Source organism: Streptomyces genisteinicus (genome assembly GCF_014489615.1).
GTDB classification, from domain to species: domain Bacteria; phylum Actinomycetota; class Actinomycetes; order Streptomycetales; family Streptomycetaceae; genus Streptomyces; species Streptomyces genisteinicus.
This window is the reverse complement of the sequence record NZ_CP060825.1, coordinates 3,219,001-3,236,624: the sequence shown is the minus strand read 5'-3', so window position 1 is coordinate 3,236,624 and position 17,624 is coordinate 3,219,001. Positions and strand designations below refer to the sequence as shown.

The window sequence follows — 17,624 nt, the reverse complement described above, 5'->3', positions numbered from 1 at the left end:
GTGCCGGTGCCGGTGTTCGGGGTCCGTGCGGCCGATCCCGCGTGCGCGCCGTGCCGCGTCCGCGTCCGCCCGCGGCGGCGGCGCAGCGGTCAGGGGAGGAGGCGCTGCTCCTTGGCCACGGCCACCGCCCCCGCCCGCGTGTCGACGCCGAGCTTGGCGTAGATGCGCCCCAGGTGGGTCTTCACGGTCGCCTCGCTGATGAACAGCGCACGGGCGATCTCCCGGTTGCCGAGCCCCTGCGCCAGCTGGCTCAGGATGTCGCGCTCCCGTTCGGTGAGGGTGGGGCCGGCGGCGCCGCGCATCCTGTCCATCACCCGGCCCGCGACCGGTGCCGACAGCGCGGTGCGTCCCTCGGCGGCGGAGCGGATGGCGGCGAAGAGCTCCTCCGGACGCTCCGCCTTCAGCAGATAGCCGGTCGCCCCCGCCTCGATGGCCCGGGTGATGTCGGCGTCGGTGTCGTACGTCGTGAGCACCAGGACGTGCACGCGCGGCGAGGCGATCCGGCGGGTGGCCTCGACGCCGTCGATCCCGGAACCGAGCTGAAGGTCCATCAGGACCACGTCGGGCACCAGCTTGGCGGCCATCGCCACGGCCTCCTCGCCGCTGCCCGCCTCCCCGACGACCTCGATGTCCTCGACGCTGCCGAGCAGGGCGAGCAGCCCGGCGCGCACCACGGCGTGGTCGTCGCAGAGCAGGATCCGTACGGTCATCACGCCTCCGGGGCAAGGGGGATCGCGGCGGAGAGGACCGTGCCCTCGCCGGGCGCCGACTCGATGGTCAGGGTGCCGCCGAGCTGCTGCACACGGGCCCGGATCGCCGGGAGGCCGTGACCGCGTACGCCGCCGGGCGCGGCGGCCTCCGGCTCGAACCCGTGACCGTCGTCGGCGACGTCGAGGACGACCTGGTCGTCGAGGTAGGTGAGGGTCACCGCCGCGGTGGTCGCGCCCGCGTGCTCGCGGACGTTGGCCAGCGCGCCCTGGGCGATGCGCAGCAGCGCCGACTGGACGCGCTCCGGGAGCCGGGCGGCCGGTGAGCCGTCCACGCGGAATCCGGCCGCTTCGCGGAGCGCGACCGTGCGCAGCGCCTCCTCCAGGCTGCCGCCCTCGGCCAGGTCGGCGGGGGCGAGGTCGTGCACGAAGCGGCGGGCTTCGGCGAGGTTGTGCTCGGCGATCGACGCCGCCGTGCGGACATGGCGCCGGGCGGTGGCGGAGTCGGACTCCCAGGTGCGGTCCGCTGCCTGGAGCAGCATCTGCTGGCTGGACAGTCCCTGGGCGAGGGTGTCGTGGATCTCCATGGCGAGCCGCTGACGCTCCGCGAGGGTGCCCTCGCGGCGCTCGGTCGCGGCGAGTTCGCGGCGCGTTCTGATGAGGTCGTCGATCAGGGCGCGCTGCCGGGCGGAGAGCCGTTCGGCGTGCACGAAGACGGCGGTGGCGACGGCGGCGACCGCGGGCGGCGCGATGACCAGGTTCGGGTCGAAGCCGCCGTGTGCGAGCCGCAGCTGGGCGGCGACGACGAACAGCGTGAGCAGGGCGACCAGCACGATCGCGGCGCGGGGCGGCAGGGTGCGCATGCCGGTGTAGAAGAGCGGCACCGCGCACCAGGCGAAGCTGGGCGCCAGGACCACGAGCACCATCCACACCGCCACCACGCCGGCCAGCCAGAGAAGCCGCCGCGGGGTGGCGCGGCGGGCGCGCTGGGCGAACGCCGGCCCCAGCACGTACAGCGCGGCGAGCGCCGCCGAGAGCCCGATGATCCAGGGCGACCGGGGTTCCCAGGGGTGCCGCAGCAGGTAGCGGCTGAGGGAGGCGCCGAGCAGCAGGAAGAAGGCCACGTGCATGACGCGGGCCAGCCAGTGGGCGTCCGGGTCCCGCTCGTGTTCCACCGTGCACCGCCCTTCCCGCTCCGTGCCGCGCGGCGGTGACCGGCCGTCCTCCGGCGCGCGGCGGTGACCGGCCGCCGCCCGGCGTGCGGCGGTGACCAGCCATGACGCATCCATCCTGACCCGCCGGGACCACATCGGCATCAACCGATCGGCTGACACGCCCGTCGGCCGTCCCGCGCGGCGGACGCAGCCGCTCCGGCGACGGTGCGGTCCCGTGCGGGGCCGGAGGATCGATGTCAGAGCGAAACGCCCTCCCGGCCCGCTCGACCGCGATCCATCCGATCCGCCCGGATCCCCCGACGACCTCCCCGGTCCCAAGGAGTGCCCACCATGAAGAAGGTCCTCATCGGCAGTGCCGCAGCCGTCGCCGTCACCGTCGGCGCGTTCGGAGCCGTGTCCGCGAACGCCGCAGCCCCGGCGGCCGAGACCCGCGCCGCGGTCACCGCGGACGTCTCCAACCGCAACCTCCAGCAGACCACCCACCTGACGGTCGAGGCCGCGACCAAGGCCGCGCAGGCGACGCTGAAGGCCGCCGAGAAGGAGAACCAGCGGATCACCGTCTCCGTGGTGGACCGCAACGGCAACACCATCGTGACGCTGCGCGGCGACGGGGCCGGGCCGCAGTCCTTCGAGTCGGCCGAGCGCAAGGCGTACACCGCCGTGTCGTGGAACGCCCCGACCTCGGAGCTGGTGAAGCGTCTCGAGAACGCCCCCAACCTGAAGGACATCCCCGGCACCCTCTTCCTCGGCGGCGGTGCTCCGGTGCAGGTCAAGGGCGCCCCGATCGCCGGTATCGGTGTGGCGGGCGCGCCCAGCGGCGACCTGGACGAGAAGTTCGCGCAGGCGGGTGTGGCGGCGCTGAACCGCTAGCGGCACACCGCGCCCCGCCGGGCGCGGCCCTGCCCCACGGGCCCGGAGGCATCCCGCCTCCGGGCCCGTCCCTGTCGCCGCGCCCGGCCGCTGGCCACCGGCCACCGCCCACCGGCCATCGGCTAAGGGCCGGTGCCCGACGGGCGGCGGGCGGCGGGCGGCGGGCGGCGGGGAATCTAGGATCGACGTGTGGACCTGCGCCTTTCCTCCCGTGCCGCCGCCGCCGTGTGCGCCGTCGTGGTGGCCGCGGGGTGCACGCCGGCCGACGGGGGAGTGCAGGGGCGGCCCGGGGCGGCCGGGCTGCGCGATCCGTACTTCCCGAAGCTCGGGAACGGCGGCTACGACGTGCGCCACTACGACCTGACCCTCGACTACGACCCGGCCTCCGGGCGTCTCGCCGGCACGGCCGAGGTCACCGCGCGGGCGACGCAGGACCTGAGCGCCTTCCACCTGGACCTGCACGGCATGGCGGTGGGCTCCGTGCGCGTCGACGGCCGGGCGGCCGCCGTGAACCGGGCCGGTGACGAACTGGTCGTCCGTCCGCGCCGCGACATCGCGGAGGGCGCCGAGTTCCGGACCGTCGTGCGGTACGCGGGCGTCCCGAGGACGGTCACGGACGCCGACGACTCCCGCGAGGGCTGGCTCCGGACCCCGGGCGGTTCGATCGCCGTGGGCGAGCCGTCCGGGTCGGCCGCCTGGTTCCCCGGCAACCACCATCCGTCGGACAAGGCCACCTACGAGATCACCGTCAGCGTCCCCGAGGGGCTGCGGGCGGTGGCCAACGGGGTGCGGACCGCCGAGCGCACCGCCGGCGGGCGCACGACCTCCGTGTGGCGGTCGGCGGAGCCGATGGCGGGCTACCTGGCGACCCTGGCCGTCGGCGAGCTGCGGGTGGCGTCCTCGCGCACCGCGTCGGGACTGCCGGTGGTGACCGCTGCGGACCCGGCGGTCGCGGCGAGGGCGGACGCGCTGCTGCGCCGGGTCCCGGAGTTCCTGTCGTGGTGCACCGAGCGCTTCGGCCCGTACCCGTTCTCCGCGACGGGGGCCGTGGTGGTGCCGGACGACCGGCTCGGCTACGCACTGGAGACGCAGTCGCGCCCGGTCTTCCCGCTGGGGCAGTTCGACGAGACCACGCTGGTGCACGAACTGGCGCACCAGTGGTTCGGCAACTCGGTGTCCCCCGGGTCCTGGCAGGACATCTGGCTCAACGAGGGCTTCGCGACCTACGCGGAGTGGCTGTGGCGGGCCGACGCCGAGGGAACGCCCGTGGAGGAGAGCTTCGAGGCGGCGTACGAGTCCGACGCCAACTGGGCCTTCCCGCCGGCCGACCCGCCCGGTCCGGAGGACCTGTTCGGGCCGCCGGTGTACGAGGGGGGCGCGATGGTCCTGCACCGGGTGCGCGAGACCGTGGGCGACGCGGCCTTCTTCCGGATCGTGCGCGGCTGGGCGGCGGAGCACCGGCACGGCAACGCGTCCACCGAGGACTTCACCGCGTACGCGGAACAGGAGTCGGGCAGGGACCTGGACGCGGTGTGGGACGACTGGCTGCACGGCGACGGCCGTCCGCCCCGCGCCTGACGCGGCGGGTGCCGCCGCACCCGCTCCCGGCGGGACCCCGCGCACTCCCGCTGCCCGCACCTCCCGCGCGACGCCGCCCGTCCGGTGCCGCCGGAGCACTCCCCGCCGCCCGCACCCGGCGAAGACCCCCGCACCCGGCGAAGGCTCCCGCACCCCACCGAACGCCCCGCACCCCGGCGGAGCCCCCGCGGCACGGCGAAGGCCCCGGCTGCCGCACCCCCTCGGGGCGGGCGGCCGGGGCCTTCGCGGTCGTCACGCGTCGTGCGCGGCGAGGGCGCGGACGACGGCTCAGATGTTGACGCCGAAGTCGCGGGCGATGCCCTCCAGGCCGGCGGCGTAACCCTGGCCGACCGCGCGGAACTTCCACTCCGCGCCGTTGCGGTAGAGCTCGCCGAAGACCATGGCGGTCTCGACGGCGGCGTCCTCGCTCAGGTCGTAGCGGGCGATCTCGGCGCCGCCGGCCTGGTTGACGATGCGGATGTAGGCGTTGCGCACCTGGCCGAAGTTCTGCGAGCGGGAGACCGCGTCGTAGATCGAGACCGGGAAGACGATCTTGTCGACGTCGGCGGGGAGGCCCGCGAGGTTGACGTTGATCTGCTCGTCGTCGCCGCCGCCCTCGCCGGTGCGGTTGTCGCCGGTGTGGACGATGGTCTGGTCCGGCGTCGACTTGTTGTTGAAGAAGACGAAGTGCGCGTCGGAGGCGACCTTGCCCGCGGCGTTGACCCCGATCGCGGAGGCGTCCAGGTCGAAGTCGGTGCCGGTGGTGGTGCGGACGTCCCAGCCGAGGCCGACGGTGACCGCGGTCAGGCCGGGCGCCTCCTTGGTGAGCGAGACGTTGCCGCCCTTGGACAGGCTTACTGCCATTGGGAAGTCCCCTTCGGTTCGTGAGTGCGGGCTTCGAGCCCTTGCGAAGCTACCGTCATCCGTCATAACGCGGACAGGCATCCGGGAGGTTCCGCGAACCGGCGGAAAAGCGGATGACGGGCCCGCGGCGGGCACGGGACCATGGGTGTCATGTCCGGGCCCTACATCATCCGCGGTTCGGTCTCCCTGCCGGAGGCCGAGCTCCAGTGGCGTTTCTCGCGGTCCTCCGGGCCGGGTGGCCAGCACGTCAACACCAGCGACTCCCAGGTGGAGCTGCGTTTCGACCTGGCGTCGACGGACGCCCTCCCGCCGGTGTGGAAGGAGCGCGCGCTCGAACGGCTGGCGGGCCGGCTGGTGGGCGGGGTGATCGCCGTGCGCGCCTCCGAGCACCGCTCGCAGTGGCGCAACCGGGAGACCGCCGCCGTGCGGCTGGCGTCCCTCCTCGCCGAGGCGACGGCGCCCCCGCCGAGGCCCCGCCGCGCGACGCGCATCCCCCGGGGCATCAACGAGCGGCGGCTGCGCGAGAAGAAGCAGCGCGCGGAGACGAAGCGCGGACGCTCCGGCCGCGACTGGTCCTGACGCTCCGGCCACGCAGCTCCGCATCCCCGGCCCGCAGCACCCCCGCCCCCCGCGTCCCCCGCCCCGGCACCCCGGCACGCCGTCCCGCCGCCGCACGCCGCCGGCCCCCGGGGCTCACCGCAGGTGGCGGTAGCGCCCCTTGAAGTACGTCAGCGGGCCGTCGTCCCCGCCGGCCGCCGCCGCCAGCACCCGCCCCACGACCAGCACGTGGTCGCCCGCCTCGACGCGCTGTTCGGTACGGCATTCCAGCGTCGCCAGCGCACCCCCGATGAGCGGCGCCCCGCAGACCTCGCCGCGGGTGTACGCCAGGTCCTCGAAGAGGAGCCGGTCGCTGACGCGTCCCTTCATCGCGAACCGTCCCGCGATCGGGCGCTGTGATTCGGCCAGAACCGAGACCCCCCACAGCGGCTGTTCGGCGAGCAGGTCGTCCATCCGGGACCCCGTGCGCAGGCTCACCAGGACCAGCGGCGGGTCGAGGGACACCGACATGAAGGCCGTCGCCGTCATGCCCACGTCCTCGCCGCGCGGACCGTGGTCCGTGTCGCGGGCGGTGATCAGCACCACTCCCGCGGCCAGTCGCGCCATGGCGGCGCGGAACTCGTCGTTGCTCACCCCCTCAGGATGGGGGACGGACGGGGCGGTGCCGGTGGCGGTCGTCGTAGGGAACACACCCGGCACGCTAGCCGGGGCGCCTCGCGGGGCGCATCGGGCCCCGGGACCAGCCGGGTCCTAGGACTTCCGGCGGTCGGGGATGTACATTTCCGGCACGGTTGCCGAGGGTTCACCCGGACGTTCCCGATGTGCCGCGCCCTGTTCACCGGGTCGTCTCCCCGGAGGGGCCGGGGCGAGGGGCGGACGGCGGCCCCGGCGGCGCGAGCGGGAAGTCCCCCGCGTGGTCGTGTGTTCAGGAGAACGACGGCGGACGGTCGCCGTGCGCATCCGATCCTTCCCCGTCTGTTGTGACTTGAGTCACAGAGTCGACTATTTGTTGACCCTGTGTACCGGGGGCACAGCTCACTGTGATTCAGTGGCCGGAACACCCGCTACGAGGAAGCCGATCAGAAGCCTGGAGTTTGCTGTCGAGGTCTCGGGGAGAGCGAGCGATGGAGACCGAGTCGGAGCCCTACGTCCGTCTTGCGACCCTGAGGCAGCTGCACCAGGTGGTCGCGGAGCTGAACACGGCCCGCAGCCTGGCCGACACCCTGCAGACCGTCGCCGACGGCATCGTGACCGGAATCGGCTACGAGCTGGCGTGCGTCAACCTCGTACGCCCCGACGGCGACCTGGTCGTCGCCGCGTTCGCGGGCAGCGCCGCGGCCGAGGCCCTGATCACCGGACGCGTCGGCTCCCGCGCCTCCTGGGACCGCCGGCTGGGCATGGGCGAGGGCTGGGGCGACCTGCGCTTCATCCCGCACACCGAGGGCTGGGTGCTGATCGAGGACGACGTCCCCCAGTGGCACACCGACGGCCCCGAGCCCCGGTTCGAGGACGAGTGGCACCCCCACGACCGCCTCTACGCGCCGATGTACGCCTCGGGCGGCGGCCGCGAGCTGCTGGGCGTCATATCCGTGGACCGGCCGCGCAACGGCCGCCGGCCCGGCCCCTGGGGCCAGGAAGCCCTCCAGATGTACGCCTCCCAGGCGGGCATAGCCATCAGCAACGCACGGCTGCGCGCCAACATGCAGCGCGCGCTGGTGCGCCTGGAGCGCGAGCAGCAGGCGCTGCGCGCCAGCGAGGAGTCCTTCCGGCAGGCCTTCGAGTACGCGCCGAGCGGCATGGCCATCGCCGAGATGGGCGGCGACCAGCACGGGCGGCTGCTGCGCACCAACGACGCCCTCTGCCGGCTGCTCGGCCGGCCCGCCTCCGCGATGCGGCGCTACTCCTTCGCCGACCTGGTCCACCCCGAGGACGTCGGCACCCTGCTGCGGACCTCCGCGGAGGGCGGCCGCGCGGAGATCCGCCTCGGCCGCAGGGACGGCACCTACGTCTGGGTCTCGCTGCGCAACTCCGTCGTCGCGGACACCGCCGACGGCCCGCGCTTCCTCCTCACCCACGTCGAGGACATCGAGGACCGCAAGCGCCACGAGCTCCAGCTCGCCCACCGCGCCTCCCACGACGCGCTCACCGGGCTGCCCAACAGCGCCGAGCTCCGCGCCCGGCTGAGCGCCCGGCTCTGCGAGCGGCCGCACGCCCCGTACGCGTCCGACATCGACGCCCTCGACGCCGCGTACGACGGCGACGGGTACACCGCGGACGGCTTCGGTTTCGACACCCTCGGCGGCCGCTCCTACGACCACCACGTCCACATGGTGGCGCCGGGCGGTGACGTCGACGACGGCACCAAGGGCATGGCGGTCCTCTTCTGCGACCTGGACGGCTTCAAGTCGATCAACGACCGGTTCGGCCACCAGACCGGAGACGCGGTGCTCGTCGAGGTCGCGCGCCGGCTCACCACCGGCGTGCGGGACGGGGACACGGTGGCCCGGCTGGGCGGCGACGAGTTCGTGGTCCTCGCCGACGGCCTGGGCGCGGCGGACGCCGCCGACCTGGCCGTACGGCTGCGGAACGCGATCATCCTCCCGATCCGGGTGGGCGGCCGGGGGGTCCGCGTCGGTGCCAGCTTCGGTATCGGCTGGGCCGAATGCGGGATGTCCGTCGAGGAGGTCCTGCAATCCGCGGACCAGCGGATGTACGTGGAGAAGCGGTCCCGGTCGAAGGTCCACCGCCGGGCGGGGTGAGGCGCAGACCACCCGATGGGGTGAGTGGAACCGGGTAGGCTCGCCTGGCGTCAGCATTGTGCTGACGAGATGGTGAGGAGTGACTGGATGACGGCCGCGAACAACGGCGCAGGCACGCCCGAGAACGACGACCCGTTCGGCTACCTGTACGAGGACGGTCAGGCGGCGGGCGCCACCCCGCCCGGCCAGGGGCGCGGTTACGGCTACCCCGGTCCGGCCGCGCAGCCCGGTGTGCCGCGCACCTCGTACAACCAGGTCCGCACGGTCGGCGAGCGCCGTCAGTACACCCAGCCGCAGGTCCCGCACCAGCAGGGCCAGGGCCAGCAGCAGGGCGGGTACGGCTACCCGCAGGGGTACGGTCAGCAGGGCCACGGTCAGCAGCAGGGCGGCTACGGCCAGCCGACCGCCGCCTACGCCGCGCCGGAGACCTACCCGGGCGGCGACCGGACGCGGCAGACGCCCGTGCCCCCGCACGGCGGCGGCCACGGCCGCGGCGGCGGTCCGAACACCCGCGGTCTGCTCATCGGAGCCATCGCGGTCGTCGCGGTGGTCGTCATCGGCATCGGAGCCGCTCTGATGACGAGCGGCGACGAGAAGGACAAGGCGGGCGGCGAGCCGGGCGCGGGCACCTCGCCCACGGTCGGGGAGAGCGTGAAGCCGAGCGACGAGCCGTCGAAGGGCGGCGACGAGCCGGTGGAGCTGCCCAAGCAGGACGCGGTGACGCTGACGTTCGGCGGCGGGTCGACGGCCGAGAAGACCATCAAGGGCGCCGAGGGCACCGGCGGCGCGTACGTGGCCGGGTTCAACGCCGTCGGCTCGTCCGTGACCTGGAACGCCGACCTGCAGAAGGGCGGCGAGTACCGGCTCTACGTCCGCTACTCCATTCCCGCCCAGGACGCCAACGCGACGCTCACCGTCAACGGCAAGGCGAACACCAACCCGCTCGGCCTGAAGAACTTCATCAACTCGACCGACCCCGCCTTCGACAAGAACTGGCAGACCACCTGGGCGCCGGTGAACCTCAAGGAGGGGAAGAACGAGATCAAGATCTCGTGCGAGCAGGGAAACCAGTGCAACGCGCTGCTCGACTGGGTCGAGGTCAAGGAGGGCTGACCGGCCTCCGTACGGGCCGCCGGGAGACCGGCCGCCGCGCCCTCGGCGGGCGCGGAACCGGCCCGTCCGGTCGGCGGCGGTCAGGCGGACGCGGCGATCAGGCGATCGGCGGCGGTTAGCCGGACGCGGCGGTCAGGCGGTGGCGGATCGTTCCGTCACCGTGATCCGGCCCACCAGCTCCGCGTAGGCCGCGGCGTCGTACTCGCCCGCGGCCGGTGCGAGGACCGTCGCCGTCGACAGGGCGACCGCGCGGGCCAGGCGGTCCGGCCAGGCGAGCCCCTCGACGAGGCCGGAGAGCAGCCCGGCGACGGCGGAGTCACCCGCGCCCGTCGGATTGCCCGCCACCGGTGCGGGCGGTGCGGCCTGCCAGAGGCCGTCGGGTGTGGCGGCGAGCAGACCGTCCGGGCCCAGCGAACCGACGACCGCGTGGGCGCCCCGCCGGCGGGCGTCGCGCACGGCGCGCAGCGGTTCGCGCGCGCCGGTGAGGTGCGCCAGCTCGTCGGCGTTGGGCTTGATCAGGTCCGGCCGGGCGGCGACGCCCCGGCGGAGCGGTTCGCCGCTGGTGTCCAGCAGGACGGGGACGCCCGCGGCCCTGGCGCGGCGCACGAGGTCGGCGTAGGCGCCGACGTGGATGCCCGGCGGGAGGCTGCCGCTGAGCGCGACCGCCTCCGCGTCCCGGAGCAGGGACGCGTAGGCGTCGAGGAAGGCCGACCACTCGTCGGCGGTGACCGTCGGGCCGGGCTCGTTGAGCTGGGTGGTGTCGCCCGTGGCGCCGTCGACGACCGCGACCGTGCGGCGGGTGGTCCCGGCGACGGGCACCAGCGCGTCGCGGACCGGCAGCGGGGCGAGCAGGTCGCGCAGCTCGGCGCCGGTGCGGCCGCCGGCGAAACCGGTGACGACGGCCTCGTGGCCGAGCGCGGCGAGGACCCGTGCCACGTTGAGGCCCTTGCCTCCGGGGCGCTCGCCGACCTCGGTCACCCGGTGGGTGGCGTGCGGGGTGAGGGCCGGGACCCGGTAGGTGATGTCCAGGGCGGCGTTGAGCGTGACCGTCAGGATCACCCGTACACCTCTAGAAGAAGAGAACCGCTGTGCTCGTACGGGTGCTGATCATGCCAAACGGCGGCGGCCGGCCCAAGGGCCAGGTGCGCGCCGCCGCCGTTCGGCGGGTCTCATCAGGCCTGCGGGTCGACCACCCAGGAGCCCTGGCGCATCACGCCCTTGAGCCGGAAGTCCTCGTCGAGGACGACCAGGTCGGCGTCCTTGCCCGGCTCCAGGGACCCGATGCGGTCCCAGGCGCCGAGGAGCTTCGCCGGGTTGGCGGAGATCGCCCGGACCACGTCCCCGACGGGGAGCCGGTCGACGGTGACGGCGCGGCGGAACGCGGTGTCCAGGGTGAGCGTGGAGCCGGCGATCGAGTCGCCCTCGACCAGCCGGGCCACCCCGTCCTTGACCTCGACGGCCAGCGGGCCGAGCTGGTAGCGGCCGTCGCCGAAGCCCGCCGCGTCCATCGCGTCGGTGATGAACGCGACGCGGCCGGCGCCGGCGGCGTTGAAGGCGAGCTCCAGTGCGGCGCGGTGCAGGTGGACGCCGTCGTTGATCAGCTCGACGGTGACCCGCTCGTCCTCCAGCAGGGCGGCGATCGGCCCGGGGGCGCGGTGGCCGAGCGCGGGCATGGCGTTGAAGAGGTGGGTGGCGACGGTGGCGCCCGCGTCGATCGCCTCGGCGGTCTGCTCGTAGGTGGCGTCGGTGTGGCCGATCGCCGCGATCACGCCGTGCTCGGCCAGCAGCCGCACGGAGTCGATGCCGCCGGGGAGTTCGGTGGCGAGGGTGACCATCTTCGCTGTGCCGCGGGCCGCGTCGAGCAGCTTGCGGACCTCGGCCGGGTCGGGGTCGCGCAGCAGGGACTCGCTGTGGGCGCCCTTGCGGCACGGGGAGATGAACGGGCCCTCGAAGTGGATGCCGGCGAGATCCCCCTGCTCGACGAGTTCGGAGAGGAACCCGGCCCGGTGGGCGAGGAAGTCCATCTCGCCGGTGACGGTGGAGGCGACCAGGGTGGTCGTGCCGTGCCGCCGGTGGGTCTCGACGCCCTTGAGTACCTCGTCGGCGGTGCCGGAGGTGAAGGAGGCGCCGCCGCCGCCGTGGTTGTGGATGTCGACGAAGCCGGGGACGAGCCAGTGGCCGGACAGGTCGGTCACCGGGGTGTCCGCGGCTGCCGCGCCGGCGATCCGCGTGCCCTCGACGATGACCCGTCCGTTCTCGACGGTCCCGGTCGGCAGCACCACGCGGGCTCCGGCCAGTACGGTGGCTGTGGCGCGAGCGGCCATCAGTCGGTTACCTCCGTGGCGAGTAGATCCCAGGCGAGCAGCCCTGCGCCCAGGCATCCGGCGGTGTCCCCGAGGGCCGCCGGGACGATCGCGGGCAGTTTCTGGAAGGTGACGCGTTCCTCGACCGCGGCCCGCAGCGGTGTGAACAAGGTTTCCCCCGCCTCGGCGAGCCCGCCACCGATGATCAGGGTCCTGGGGTCCAGCAGGGTGAGCGCGGTCACCAGTCCGTCCGCGAGGGCGCCGACGGCGTCCCGCCACACGGCGACGGCCCGTTCGTCGCCCGACGCGACGGCCTTCGCGCAGTCGGCGGCGTCCGCCAGCGGGTCGCCGGAGGCGGCGGCCCAGGCGCGGGTGACGGCGGAGGCGGAGGCGAGCGTCTCCAGGCAGCCGCGCTGTCCGCAGCCGCAGTCGGGACCGCCGGGGCGGACCACGATGTGCCCGATCTCGCCGGCGCAGCCGTGCGCCCCGGCCTCGATGACCCCGTCGATCCCGATGGCGCCCGCGATGCCGGTGCCGAGCGGCACGAAGAGGAAGCGGTCGGTTCCCCGTCCGGCGCCGATGCGGCCCTCGGCGAGGCCGCCGGTGCGCACGTCGTGTCCGAGGGCGACGGGGACGCCGCCGAGGCGTCCGCTCACCAGGTCCCGCAGCGGCAGGTCGCGCCACCCGAGGTTGGCGGCGTAGACGGCGATGCCCGCCTCGGCGTCGACGATGCCGGGCACGGCCACGCCGGCGGCCTCGGCCGCCTGCCCGAAGTGCTTCAGGCCGTGGGCGTGGAGGTCCTCGGCGAAGGAGAGGATCGACTCCACGACGGCTTCGGGGCCGCGCTCCCGCCCGGTCGCCCGCCGCGCCTCGTGCAGCAGGGTCCCGTCCGCGCCGACGAGGGCGGCCTTCATACCGGTGCCGCCCACATCGAGGGCGATGACATGTCTCACGGGGACAGTCTTGCCCCTCTACCCGGAATAGGTCTAGTCCACTCACCGAGATTGTTACCAGTGCATACAAACGGGTGATCTGTGCGCCCGTCGCACGCCGGGGCGCGCGTTGCCGAAGCGAGACCCGCAGTGGTGTAGACCTCATGGGCTCGCATGGGAGAATCTACGTTCGTTCCGCAGGGCGGCAGCGGGGACGACTCGTGCCGGACGGGGCATATCGCGCAACCAACGGCAGAGGGTGGGGAGAGCTGTGAAGCGGCCTTTCATAGGTCTGACCGCGGCGGTCGCCGCGCTGGGCATGACGGTCTCGCTGGCCGGCTGCGGCGGCGACGGCGGATCGGACGGCGTCACCCTCCGGCTGGTCGCCGCCGACTACGACGTGGCGGGCGGCGAGAGCAGCAAGAAGTACTGGGCGGATCTCACCGCCGCCTTCGAGGCCGAGCACCCCGGCATCGAGGTCGACGTGCGCATCGAGTCCTGGAACGACGTCGACCGCACGGTCGCCGAGATGGTGAAGGCCGGGGACGCCCCCGACATCGCGCAGATCGGCGCCTACGCCGACTACGCGGACGACGACCTGCTCTACTCCGCGGACCAGCTGCTCTCCATCCCCGTGCAGTCCAACTTCCTCGTCCCGCTCACCGACGCGGGCGAGCAGCAGCAGACCCAGTACGGGCTGCCCTTCGCCGCCTCCACGCGACTGCTCTTCTACAACAAGGAGCTGTTCGCCGAGGCGGGCATCGAGAAGGCTCCGCGGACCTGGGGCGAACTCGCCGCCGACGCCCGTAGCCTCAAGGCCGGCACGGACGCCACCTATCCGTTCGCGCTGCCGCTCGGCCCGGAGGAGGCGCAGGCCGAGACGATGATGTGGCTGCTCAGCGGAGGCGCCGGGTACACCGACGCGGTCGACACCTACCAGATCGACTCCAAGGCCAACGTCGCCACCTTCGAGTGGCTCCGGGACAACCTGGTCGAGCCGGGCCTGACCGGCCCCGTCGCGCCCGCCGAGCTGAACCGCAAGGACGCCTTCGCCGCGTTCACCCGGGGCGAGGTGGGCATGCTCAACGGCCACCCCTCGCTGATGCAGGCCGCGCGGAACAAGGGCGTCGAGGTCGGGGCCGTCGCCCTGCCGGGGCGGGACGGGCAGTCCAAGTCGTCCATGGGCGTCGCCGACTGGATCATGGGCTTCAAGGAGAACGGCCACCGCGAGGAGATCGGCGAGTTCCTGGACTTCGTCTTCAGCGACGACAACGTCCTCGCCTTCGCCGGCCAGAACGATCTGCTGCCGGTGACCGTCTCGGCCTCCGAGGCGATGGAGCAGGACCCGGAGCACCGGGACCTGAAGGAGTTCCTCGCGGAGCTCCCGGAGTCCGAGCTGCCGCCCGTGGGCAAGACGTCCTGGGCCGCGGTCAGCGAGAGCATCAAGAAGAAGGTCGGCCAGGCGGTCGCGCCCGGCGGCAGCCCCGCGGCGACGCTCGGTGCGATCCAGCGCGACGCGTCGGCGGCCGAGGCGGCGGAGTAGCCGGGGCGGGGGCGCCGGGGCAGCAGGCGGCGGGGCAGCGGGGGCCGGGGTGTCGCCGGGCGGCGATATTTTGGATCGTATGACCGACGAGTCCGTCAGCCCCGCCCCGCCCGGCGCCCTCAGCGACCGCGAGAGCGCCGTTCTCGCCATGGAGCGGCGCTCGTGGCCGGGACCCGGCGCCAAGGAGCGGGCGATACGGGAGCAGCTCGGGATGTCGCCGGTCCGGTACTACCAGCTGCTCAACGCCCTCCTCGACGACCGGCGGGCCCTCGCCCACGACCCGGTGACCGTCAACCGGCTTCGCCGTGTGAGGGACGCCAGGCGAAGTCGCCGATAGGGTCGGGTGGCATGGGCAGCTCCCCGTACGCACACACCATGCCGACGCCGTCCACCCCCGCCGGCCGTGACGGCCTGGCGGCGATCCTCGGCCGTCCGTCCGGCGCCGTCGTCGCCCTCGACTTCGACGGCACCCTCGCCGACATCGTCCCCGACCCCGAACAGGCCCGCGCCCACGAGCGGGCCGTGCCCGCGCTGGCCGCGCTTGCGCCGCACGTCGGTTCGGTCGTCGTCCTCACCGGCCGGCCCGCCTCGGTCGCCGTGCGCTACGGCGGCTTCGCCGGCGCCGCGGGACTCGGCGGGCTGGTGGTGCTCGGCCACTACGGCGCCGAACGCTGGGACGCGGCGACGGGCACCGTGACCGCGCCCGCCCCGCACCCGGGGGTCGCCGCGGTCCGCGCCGAACTGCCCGGATACCTGGACGGGATCGGCGCGTGGCAGGGCACCTGGATCGAGGAGAAGGGCCGCGCGGTCGCCGTCCACACCCGCCGCGCGGAGGATCCGCAGGCGGCGTTCGACGCCCTGCGGGAGCCGCTCGCGGCCCTCGCGTCCCGCCACGGGCTCGTGCTGGAGCCCGGCCGCATGGTCCTCGAACTGCGGCCCCCGGGCATGGACAAGGGCGTGGCGCTCGCCGAGTACGTGCGGGAGGCGGGTGCGACGTCCGTCCTCTACGCGGGGGACGACCTCGGCGACCTCGCCGCGTACGCCGCCGTCGACAAACTCCGCTCGGACGGGACCCCCGGGCTGCTGCTGTGCAGCGGCGGCGAGGTCCCGGAACTCGCGGAGCGCGCTGACCTGGTGGTGCCGGGGCCGGGCGCGGTGGCGGACTTCCTGGCGGGCGTCGCGGAGCGGCTGGAGTAGCCCGCGGGCGGGGGCCTCCTGGGCGGGGCCGTGCCCCCTCACAGGGACCGCAGGGCCTCCAGTTGGTCGAGGAACCAGCGGCGGGGCGGGAGGGCGGTCGCGGCGGCGGCCAGGTGCTTGGTGCGGTCGGCGCGTTCCGCGGGCGGCATCGTGAGGGCGCGGTGGAGCGCGTCCGCCGTGGCCGTGACGTCGTACGGGTTGACGGTGATCGCGAACTCGCCGAGCTCCGCGTGGGCGCCCGCCTCCCGGGACAGGACGAGGGCGCAGCCTGCGTCGGAGACCACGGGGACCTCCTTGGCGACGAGGTTCATGCCGTCGCGGATCGGGTTGACCAGCGCCACGTCGGCCATGCGGTAGGCGGCCAGCGAGCGGGCGAAGTCGTCCTTGACGTGGACGACGACCGGCGTCCAGCCGGGCGTCCCGTAGGTGTCGTTGATCTCCGCGGCCAGGCGGGAGACCTCGGCCGTGTAGTCGCGGTAGACGGCGAGGTCCTGCCGCGACGGGTAGGCGAGCGCGATGTGCACGACCCGCTCGCGCCACTCGGGCCGCGTCTCCAGGAGCTCCCGGTAGGCGAGCAGCCCGCGCACGATGTTCTTGGAGAGTTCGGTGCGGTCGACGCGGACGACGGTGCGGCGGTCCGGGCCGACGGCCTCGCGCAGTTCGGCGAGGCGGGTGCCGACGTCCGGGCGGTGGGCGCGTTCGCGCAGGAAGTCGGCGTCGGCGCCCAGACCGTGGACGCCGGTCTCGGTCCGGCCGGTGCCGCCGACCACGCGGTCGCAGCAGTCGGTGAACGCGTCGGCCCAGCGCTCGGTGAGGAAGCCGAGCCGGTCCGCGCCGAGCATTCCGCGCAGCAGTTCCCCGGCGATGTCGTCGGGCAGCAGGCCGAAGTACTCGGGGGGCGCCCACGGGGTGTGCGAGAAATGGCCGATCCGCAGGTCCGGGCGGAGCTCGCGCAGCATGCCGGGGGTCAGGGCCAGGTGGTAGTCCTGGACCAGGACGGCCGCCTCGGGTGCGGCGGCCTCCGCGAGGGCCTCGGCGAAGGCGCGGTTGTAGGCGCGGTAGGAGTCCCACTGGGAGCGGAACTCCTGGTCGAAGACCGGTTCCAGCGGGGTCTGGTAGAGCATGTGGTGCACGAACCACAGGACCGAGTTGGCGATGCCGTTGTAGGCGGCGGAGTGGACCGCGGGATCGATGTCGAGCATCCGTACGCCCGGCTCGCCGACGCCGCGGCGTACGGCCTCGCGGTCGCCGTCGCCGAGGGCGGCGCAGACCCACAGGGACTGCTCGCCGGAGTCGATGGCGGAGAGGCCGGAGACCAGGCCGCCGCCCCCGCGGCGTGCTTCGAGTTCCCCGGCCCCGGTCGTCGTGTAGGAGACCGGGCCGCGGTTGGACGCGACGAGGATCTGGGCAAGGTCGTTGACCATGTGGCGAACCTAGCCCGTGCGGGGTGCCCTCAAACGTGCGTACGGCTCCGCCGCAGGTCAGTGGTCCCGATTCCGGCCACGGGACGCGGCGACGGCGACCACCCCGGCGGCGGTGAGGCTCAGCGCGACGCCGCCGAGCAGCCACAGCTGCTCGGCGGTCGATCCGGTCCTCGCGAGCTCGGCGCGGGCGGCGACCCCGGCGGGTGCCGCCAGGGCCCCGCCCGTGCCGGAGCCGGAGCCGGGGCCGGATTCGGAGTCAGGACCGGAATCATCGGTTCCGGCATCGGGGCCGGTGCCGCCGGAACCGGAGCCTGCCGCCGCGGCCGTCACCGGTACCGGGCCGGGGACGTCGGCCGGTACGGGCGCCGGCGCGGCGGCGGGTGCGTGCCGGTGGGCCGCGCCGTGTGCGACGGGCCCGGTGGCGGGCGGCTCGGCGGGTGCGGCCGGGGCGGCGCCCGCCGAGCCGAGGAGGGCGCTCGCGGCGACGGTGAGGGTGCCGAGGAGACGGGCCGCGCGGGCGGGCGCGCGACCGGTACGGGGGCGGCGGACGTCAGGGACGAGGGCGTGCAGCGCGGCGTACATACATCGGAAAGGTAGACAA

17 protein-coding genes are annotated in these 17,624 nt (G+C 74.3%); 8 read left to right on the top strand and 9 right to left on the bottom strand.

Annotation, left to right across the window (positions count from 1 at the left end; genetic code table 11):
• Positions 1–89: 89 nt before the first annotated feature.
• A complete protein-coding gene (locus tag IAG43_RS14080; protein ID WP_187741099.1) occupies positions 90–710 on the bottom strand; it encodes a response regulator in 621 nt (206 codons plus the stop codon).
• Complete coding sequence (locus IAG43_RS14075) at positions 710–1,837, bottom strand: sensor histidine kinase (protein ID WP_246574739.1); 1,128 nt, start codon at positions 1,835–1,837, stop codon at positions 710–712. The genes IAG43_RS14080 and IAG43_RS14075 overlap by 1 nt, the downstream gene beginning before the upstream one ends.
• Positions 1,838–2,212: 375 nt before the next feature.
• Here IAG43_RS14075 and IAG43_RS14070 point away from each other — a divergent pair, with 375 nt between their 5' ends.
• Together IAG43_RS14070 and IAG43_RS14065 are read left to right on the top strand one after the other, a co-directional pair.
• Positions 2,213–2,752, top strand: a complete 540-nt coding sequence (locus tag IAG43_RS14070) for a GlcG/HbpS family heme-binding protein (RefSeq protein ID WP_187741097.1) — start codon at positions 2,213–2,215, stop codon at positions 2,750–2,752.
• 189 nt (positions 2,753–2,941) lie between these two features.
• Positions 2,942–4,330 carry a M1 family metallopeptidase gene (locus IAG43_RS14065; protein WP_187741096.1) on the top strand — a complete coding sequence of 463 codons (1,389 nt, stop codon included), beginning with the start codon at positions 2,942–2,944 and terminating at the stop codon, positions 4,328–4,330.
• A gap of 288 nt (positions 4,331–4,618) precedes the next feature.
• On the opposite strand, the gene IAG43_RS14060 is transcribed toward IAG43_RS14065, so the two are convergent.
• On the bottom strand, positions 4,619–5,194 hold the full coding sequence (locus tag IAG43_RS14060; protein WP_187741095.1) for a TerD family protein: 576 nt from the start codon (positions 5,192–5,194) through the stop codon (positions 4,619–4,621).
• Between the two features lie 141 nt (positions 5,195–5,335).
• Between IAG43_RS14060 and arfB the strand changes: the two genes are divergently transcribed.
• The gene (gene arfB / locus IAG43_RS14055) at positions 5,336–5,773 is read left to right on the top strand and encodes an alternative ribosome rescue aminoacyl-tRNA hydrolase ArfB (RefSeq protein WP_187741094.1); all 438 of its coding nucleotides are present in this window, start codon (positions 5,336–5,338) and stop codon (positions 5,771–5,773) included.
• Positions 5,774–5,887: 114 nt separating this feature from the next.
• Here arfB and IAG43_RS14050 read toward each other — a convergent pair whose 3' ends face one another.
• Positions 5,888–6,385 carry a flavin reductase family protein gene (locus IAG43_RS14050; RefSeq protein ID WP_425508601.1) on the bottom strand — a complete coding sequence of 166 codons (498 nt, stop codon included), beginning with the start codon at positions 6,383–6,385 and terminating at the stop codon, positions 5,888–5,890.
• Between the two features lie 491 nt (positions 6,386–6,876).
• Between IAG43_RS14050 and cdgB the strand changes: the two genes are divergently transcribed.
• On the top strand, positions 6,877–8,511 hold the full coding sequence (cdgB, locus tag IAG43_RS14045) for a diguanylate cyclase CdgB (RefSeq protein ID WP_187741093.1): 1,635 nt from the start codon (positions 6,877–6,879) through the stop codon (positions 8,509–8,511).
• 87 nt (positions 8,512–8,598) lie between these two features.
• On the top strand, positions 8,599–9,624 hold the full coding sequence (locus IAG43_RS14040; protein WP_187741092.1) for a CBM35 domain-containing protein: 1,026 nt from the start codon (positions 8,599–8,601) through the stop codon (positions 9,622–9,624).
• Between the two features lie 132 nt (positions 9,625–9,756).
• On the opposite strand, the gene IAG43_RS14035 is transcribed toward IAG43_RS14040, so the two are convergent.
• The 3 genes from IAG43_RS14035 to IAG43_RS14025 form a co-directional block, all read right to left on the bottom strand.
• On the bottom strand, positions 9,757–10,683 hold the full coding sequence (locus tag IAG43_RS14035; RefSeq protein WP_187741091.1) for a 1-phosphofructokinase family hexose kinase: 927 nt from the start codon (positions 10,681–10,683) through the stop codon (positions 9,757–9,759).
• Between the two features lie 113 nt (positions 10,684–10,796).
• Complete coding sequence (gene nagA, locus IAG43_RS14030; RefSeq protein WP_187741090.1) at positions 10,797–11,948, bottom strand: N-acetylglucosamine-6-phosphate deacetylase; 1,152 nt, start codon at positions 11,946–11,948, stop codon at positions 10,797–10,799.
• The gene (locus tag IAG43_RS14025) at positions 11,948–12,880 is read right to left on the bottom strand and encodes an ROK family protein (protein WP_187741089.1); all 933 of its coding nucleotides are present in this window, start codon (positions 12,878–12,880) and stop codon (positions 11,948–11,950) included. Before IAG43_RS14025 ends, nagA begins: the two co-directional genes overlap by 1 nt.
• A 238-nt stretch (positions 12,881–13,118) precedes the next feature.
• On the opposite strand from IAG43_RS14025, the gene IAG43_RS14020 reads away from it, so the two are divergent.
• From IAG43_RS14020 to otsB, 3 genes are all read left to right on the top strand, one after another.
• On the top strand, positions 13,119–14,402 hold the full coding sequence (locus IAG43_RS14020; protein ID WP_187741088.1) for an extracellular solute-binding protein: 1,284 nt from the start codon (positions 13,119–13,121) through the stop codon (positions 14,400–14,402).
• Positions 14,403–14,481: 79 nt separating this feature from the next.
• Positions 14,482–14,739 (top strand): DUF3263 domain-containing protein, encoded by a 258-nt coding sequence (locus IAG43_RS14015; protein WP_187741087.1) that lies wholly within the window; start codon positions 14,482–14,484, stop codon positions 14,737–14,739.
• 11 nt (positions 14,740–14,750) lie between these two features.
• A complete protein-coding gene (otsB, locus tag IAG43_RS14010; protein ID WP_187741086.1) occupies positions 14,751–15,599 on the top strand; it encodes a trehalose-phosphatase in 849 nt (282 codons plus the stop codon).
• 38 nt (positions 15,600–15,637) lie between these two features.
• Here the strand turns inward: otsB and IAG43_RS14005 are convergent, their stop codons facing one another.
• Complete coding sequence (locus IAG43_RS14005; RefSeq protein ID WP_187741085.1) at positions 15,638–17,023, bottom strand: alpha,alpha-trehalose-phosphate synthase (UDP-forming); 1,386 nt, start codon at positions 17,021–17,023, stop codon at positions 15,638–15,640.
• Positions 17,024–17,080: 57 nt separating this feature from the next.
• Complete coding sequence (locus tag IAG43_RS14000; protein WP_187741084.1) at positions 17,081–17,605, bottom strand: hypothetical protein; 525 nt, start codon at positions 17,603–17,605, stop codon at positions 17,081–17,083.
• Positions 17,606–17,624: the final 19 nt, after the last annotated feature.

Excerpts from the sequence above, each read along its gene's own strand:
- IAG43_RS14015 (WP_187741087.1), top strand. The coding sequence starts at position 14,482 with ATGACCGACGAGTCCGTCAGCCCCGCCCCGCCCGGCGCCCTCAGCGAC.
- nagA (WP_187741090.1), bottom strand. The coding sequence starts at position 11,948 with ATGGCCGCTCGCGCCACAGCCACCGTACTGGCCGGAGCCCGCGTGGTG.
- IAG43_RS14040 (WP_187741092.1), top strand. The coding sequence starts at position 8,599 with ATGACGGCCGCGAACAACGGCGCAGGCACGCCCGAGAACGACGACCCG.
- arfB (WP_187741094.1), top strand. The coding sequence starts at position 5,336 with ATGGGTGTCATGTCCGGGCCCTACATCATCCGCGGTTCGGTCTCCCTG.
- otsB (WP_187741086.1), top strand. The coding sequence starts at position 14,751 with ATGGGCAGCTCCCCGTACGCACACACCATGCCGACGCCGTCCACCCCC.
- IAG43_RS14070 (WP_187741097.1), top strand. The coding sequence starts at position 2,213 with ATGAAGAAGGTCCTCATCGGCAGTGCCGCAGCCGTCGCCGTCACCGTC.
- IAG43_RS14000 (WP_187741084.1), bottom strand. The coding sequence starts at position 17,605 with ATGTACGCCGCGCTGCACGCCCTCGTCCCTGACGTCCGCCGCCCCCGT.
- cdgB (WP_187741093.1), top strand. The coding sequence starts at position 6,877 with ATGGAGACCGAGTCGGAGCCCTACGTCCGTCTTGCGACCCTGAGGCAG.
- IAG43_RS14060 (WP_187741095.1), bottom strand. The coding sequence starts at position 5,194 with ATGGCAGTAAGCCTGTCCAAGGGCGGCAACGTCTCGCTCACCAAGGAG.
- IAG43_RS14075 (WP_246574739.1), bottom strand. The coding sequence starts at position 1,837 with ATGCACGTGGCCTTCTTCCTGCTGCTCGGCGCCTCCCTCAGCCGCTAC.
- IAG43_RS14080 (WP_187741099.1), bottom strand. The coding sequence starts at position 710 with ATGACCGTACGGATCCTGCTCTGCGACGACCACGCCGTGGTGCGCGCC.
- IAG43_RS14005 (WP_187741085.1), bottom strand. The coding sequence starts at position 17,023 with ATGGTCAACGACCTTGCCCAGATCCTCGTCGCGTCCAACCGCGGCCCG.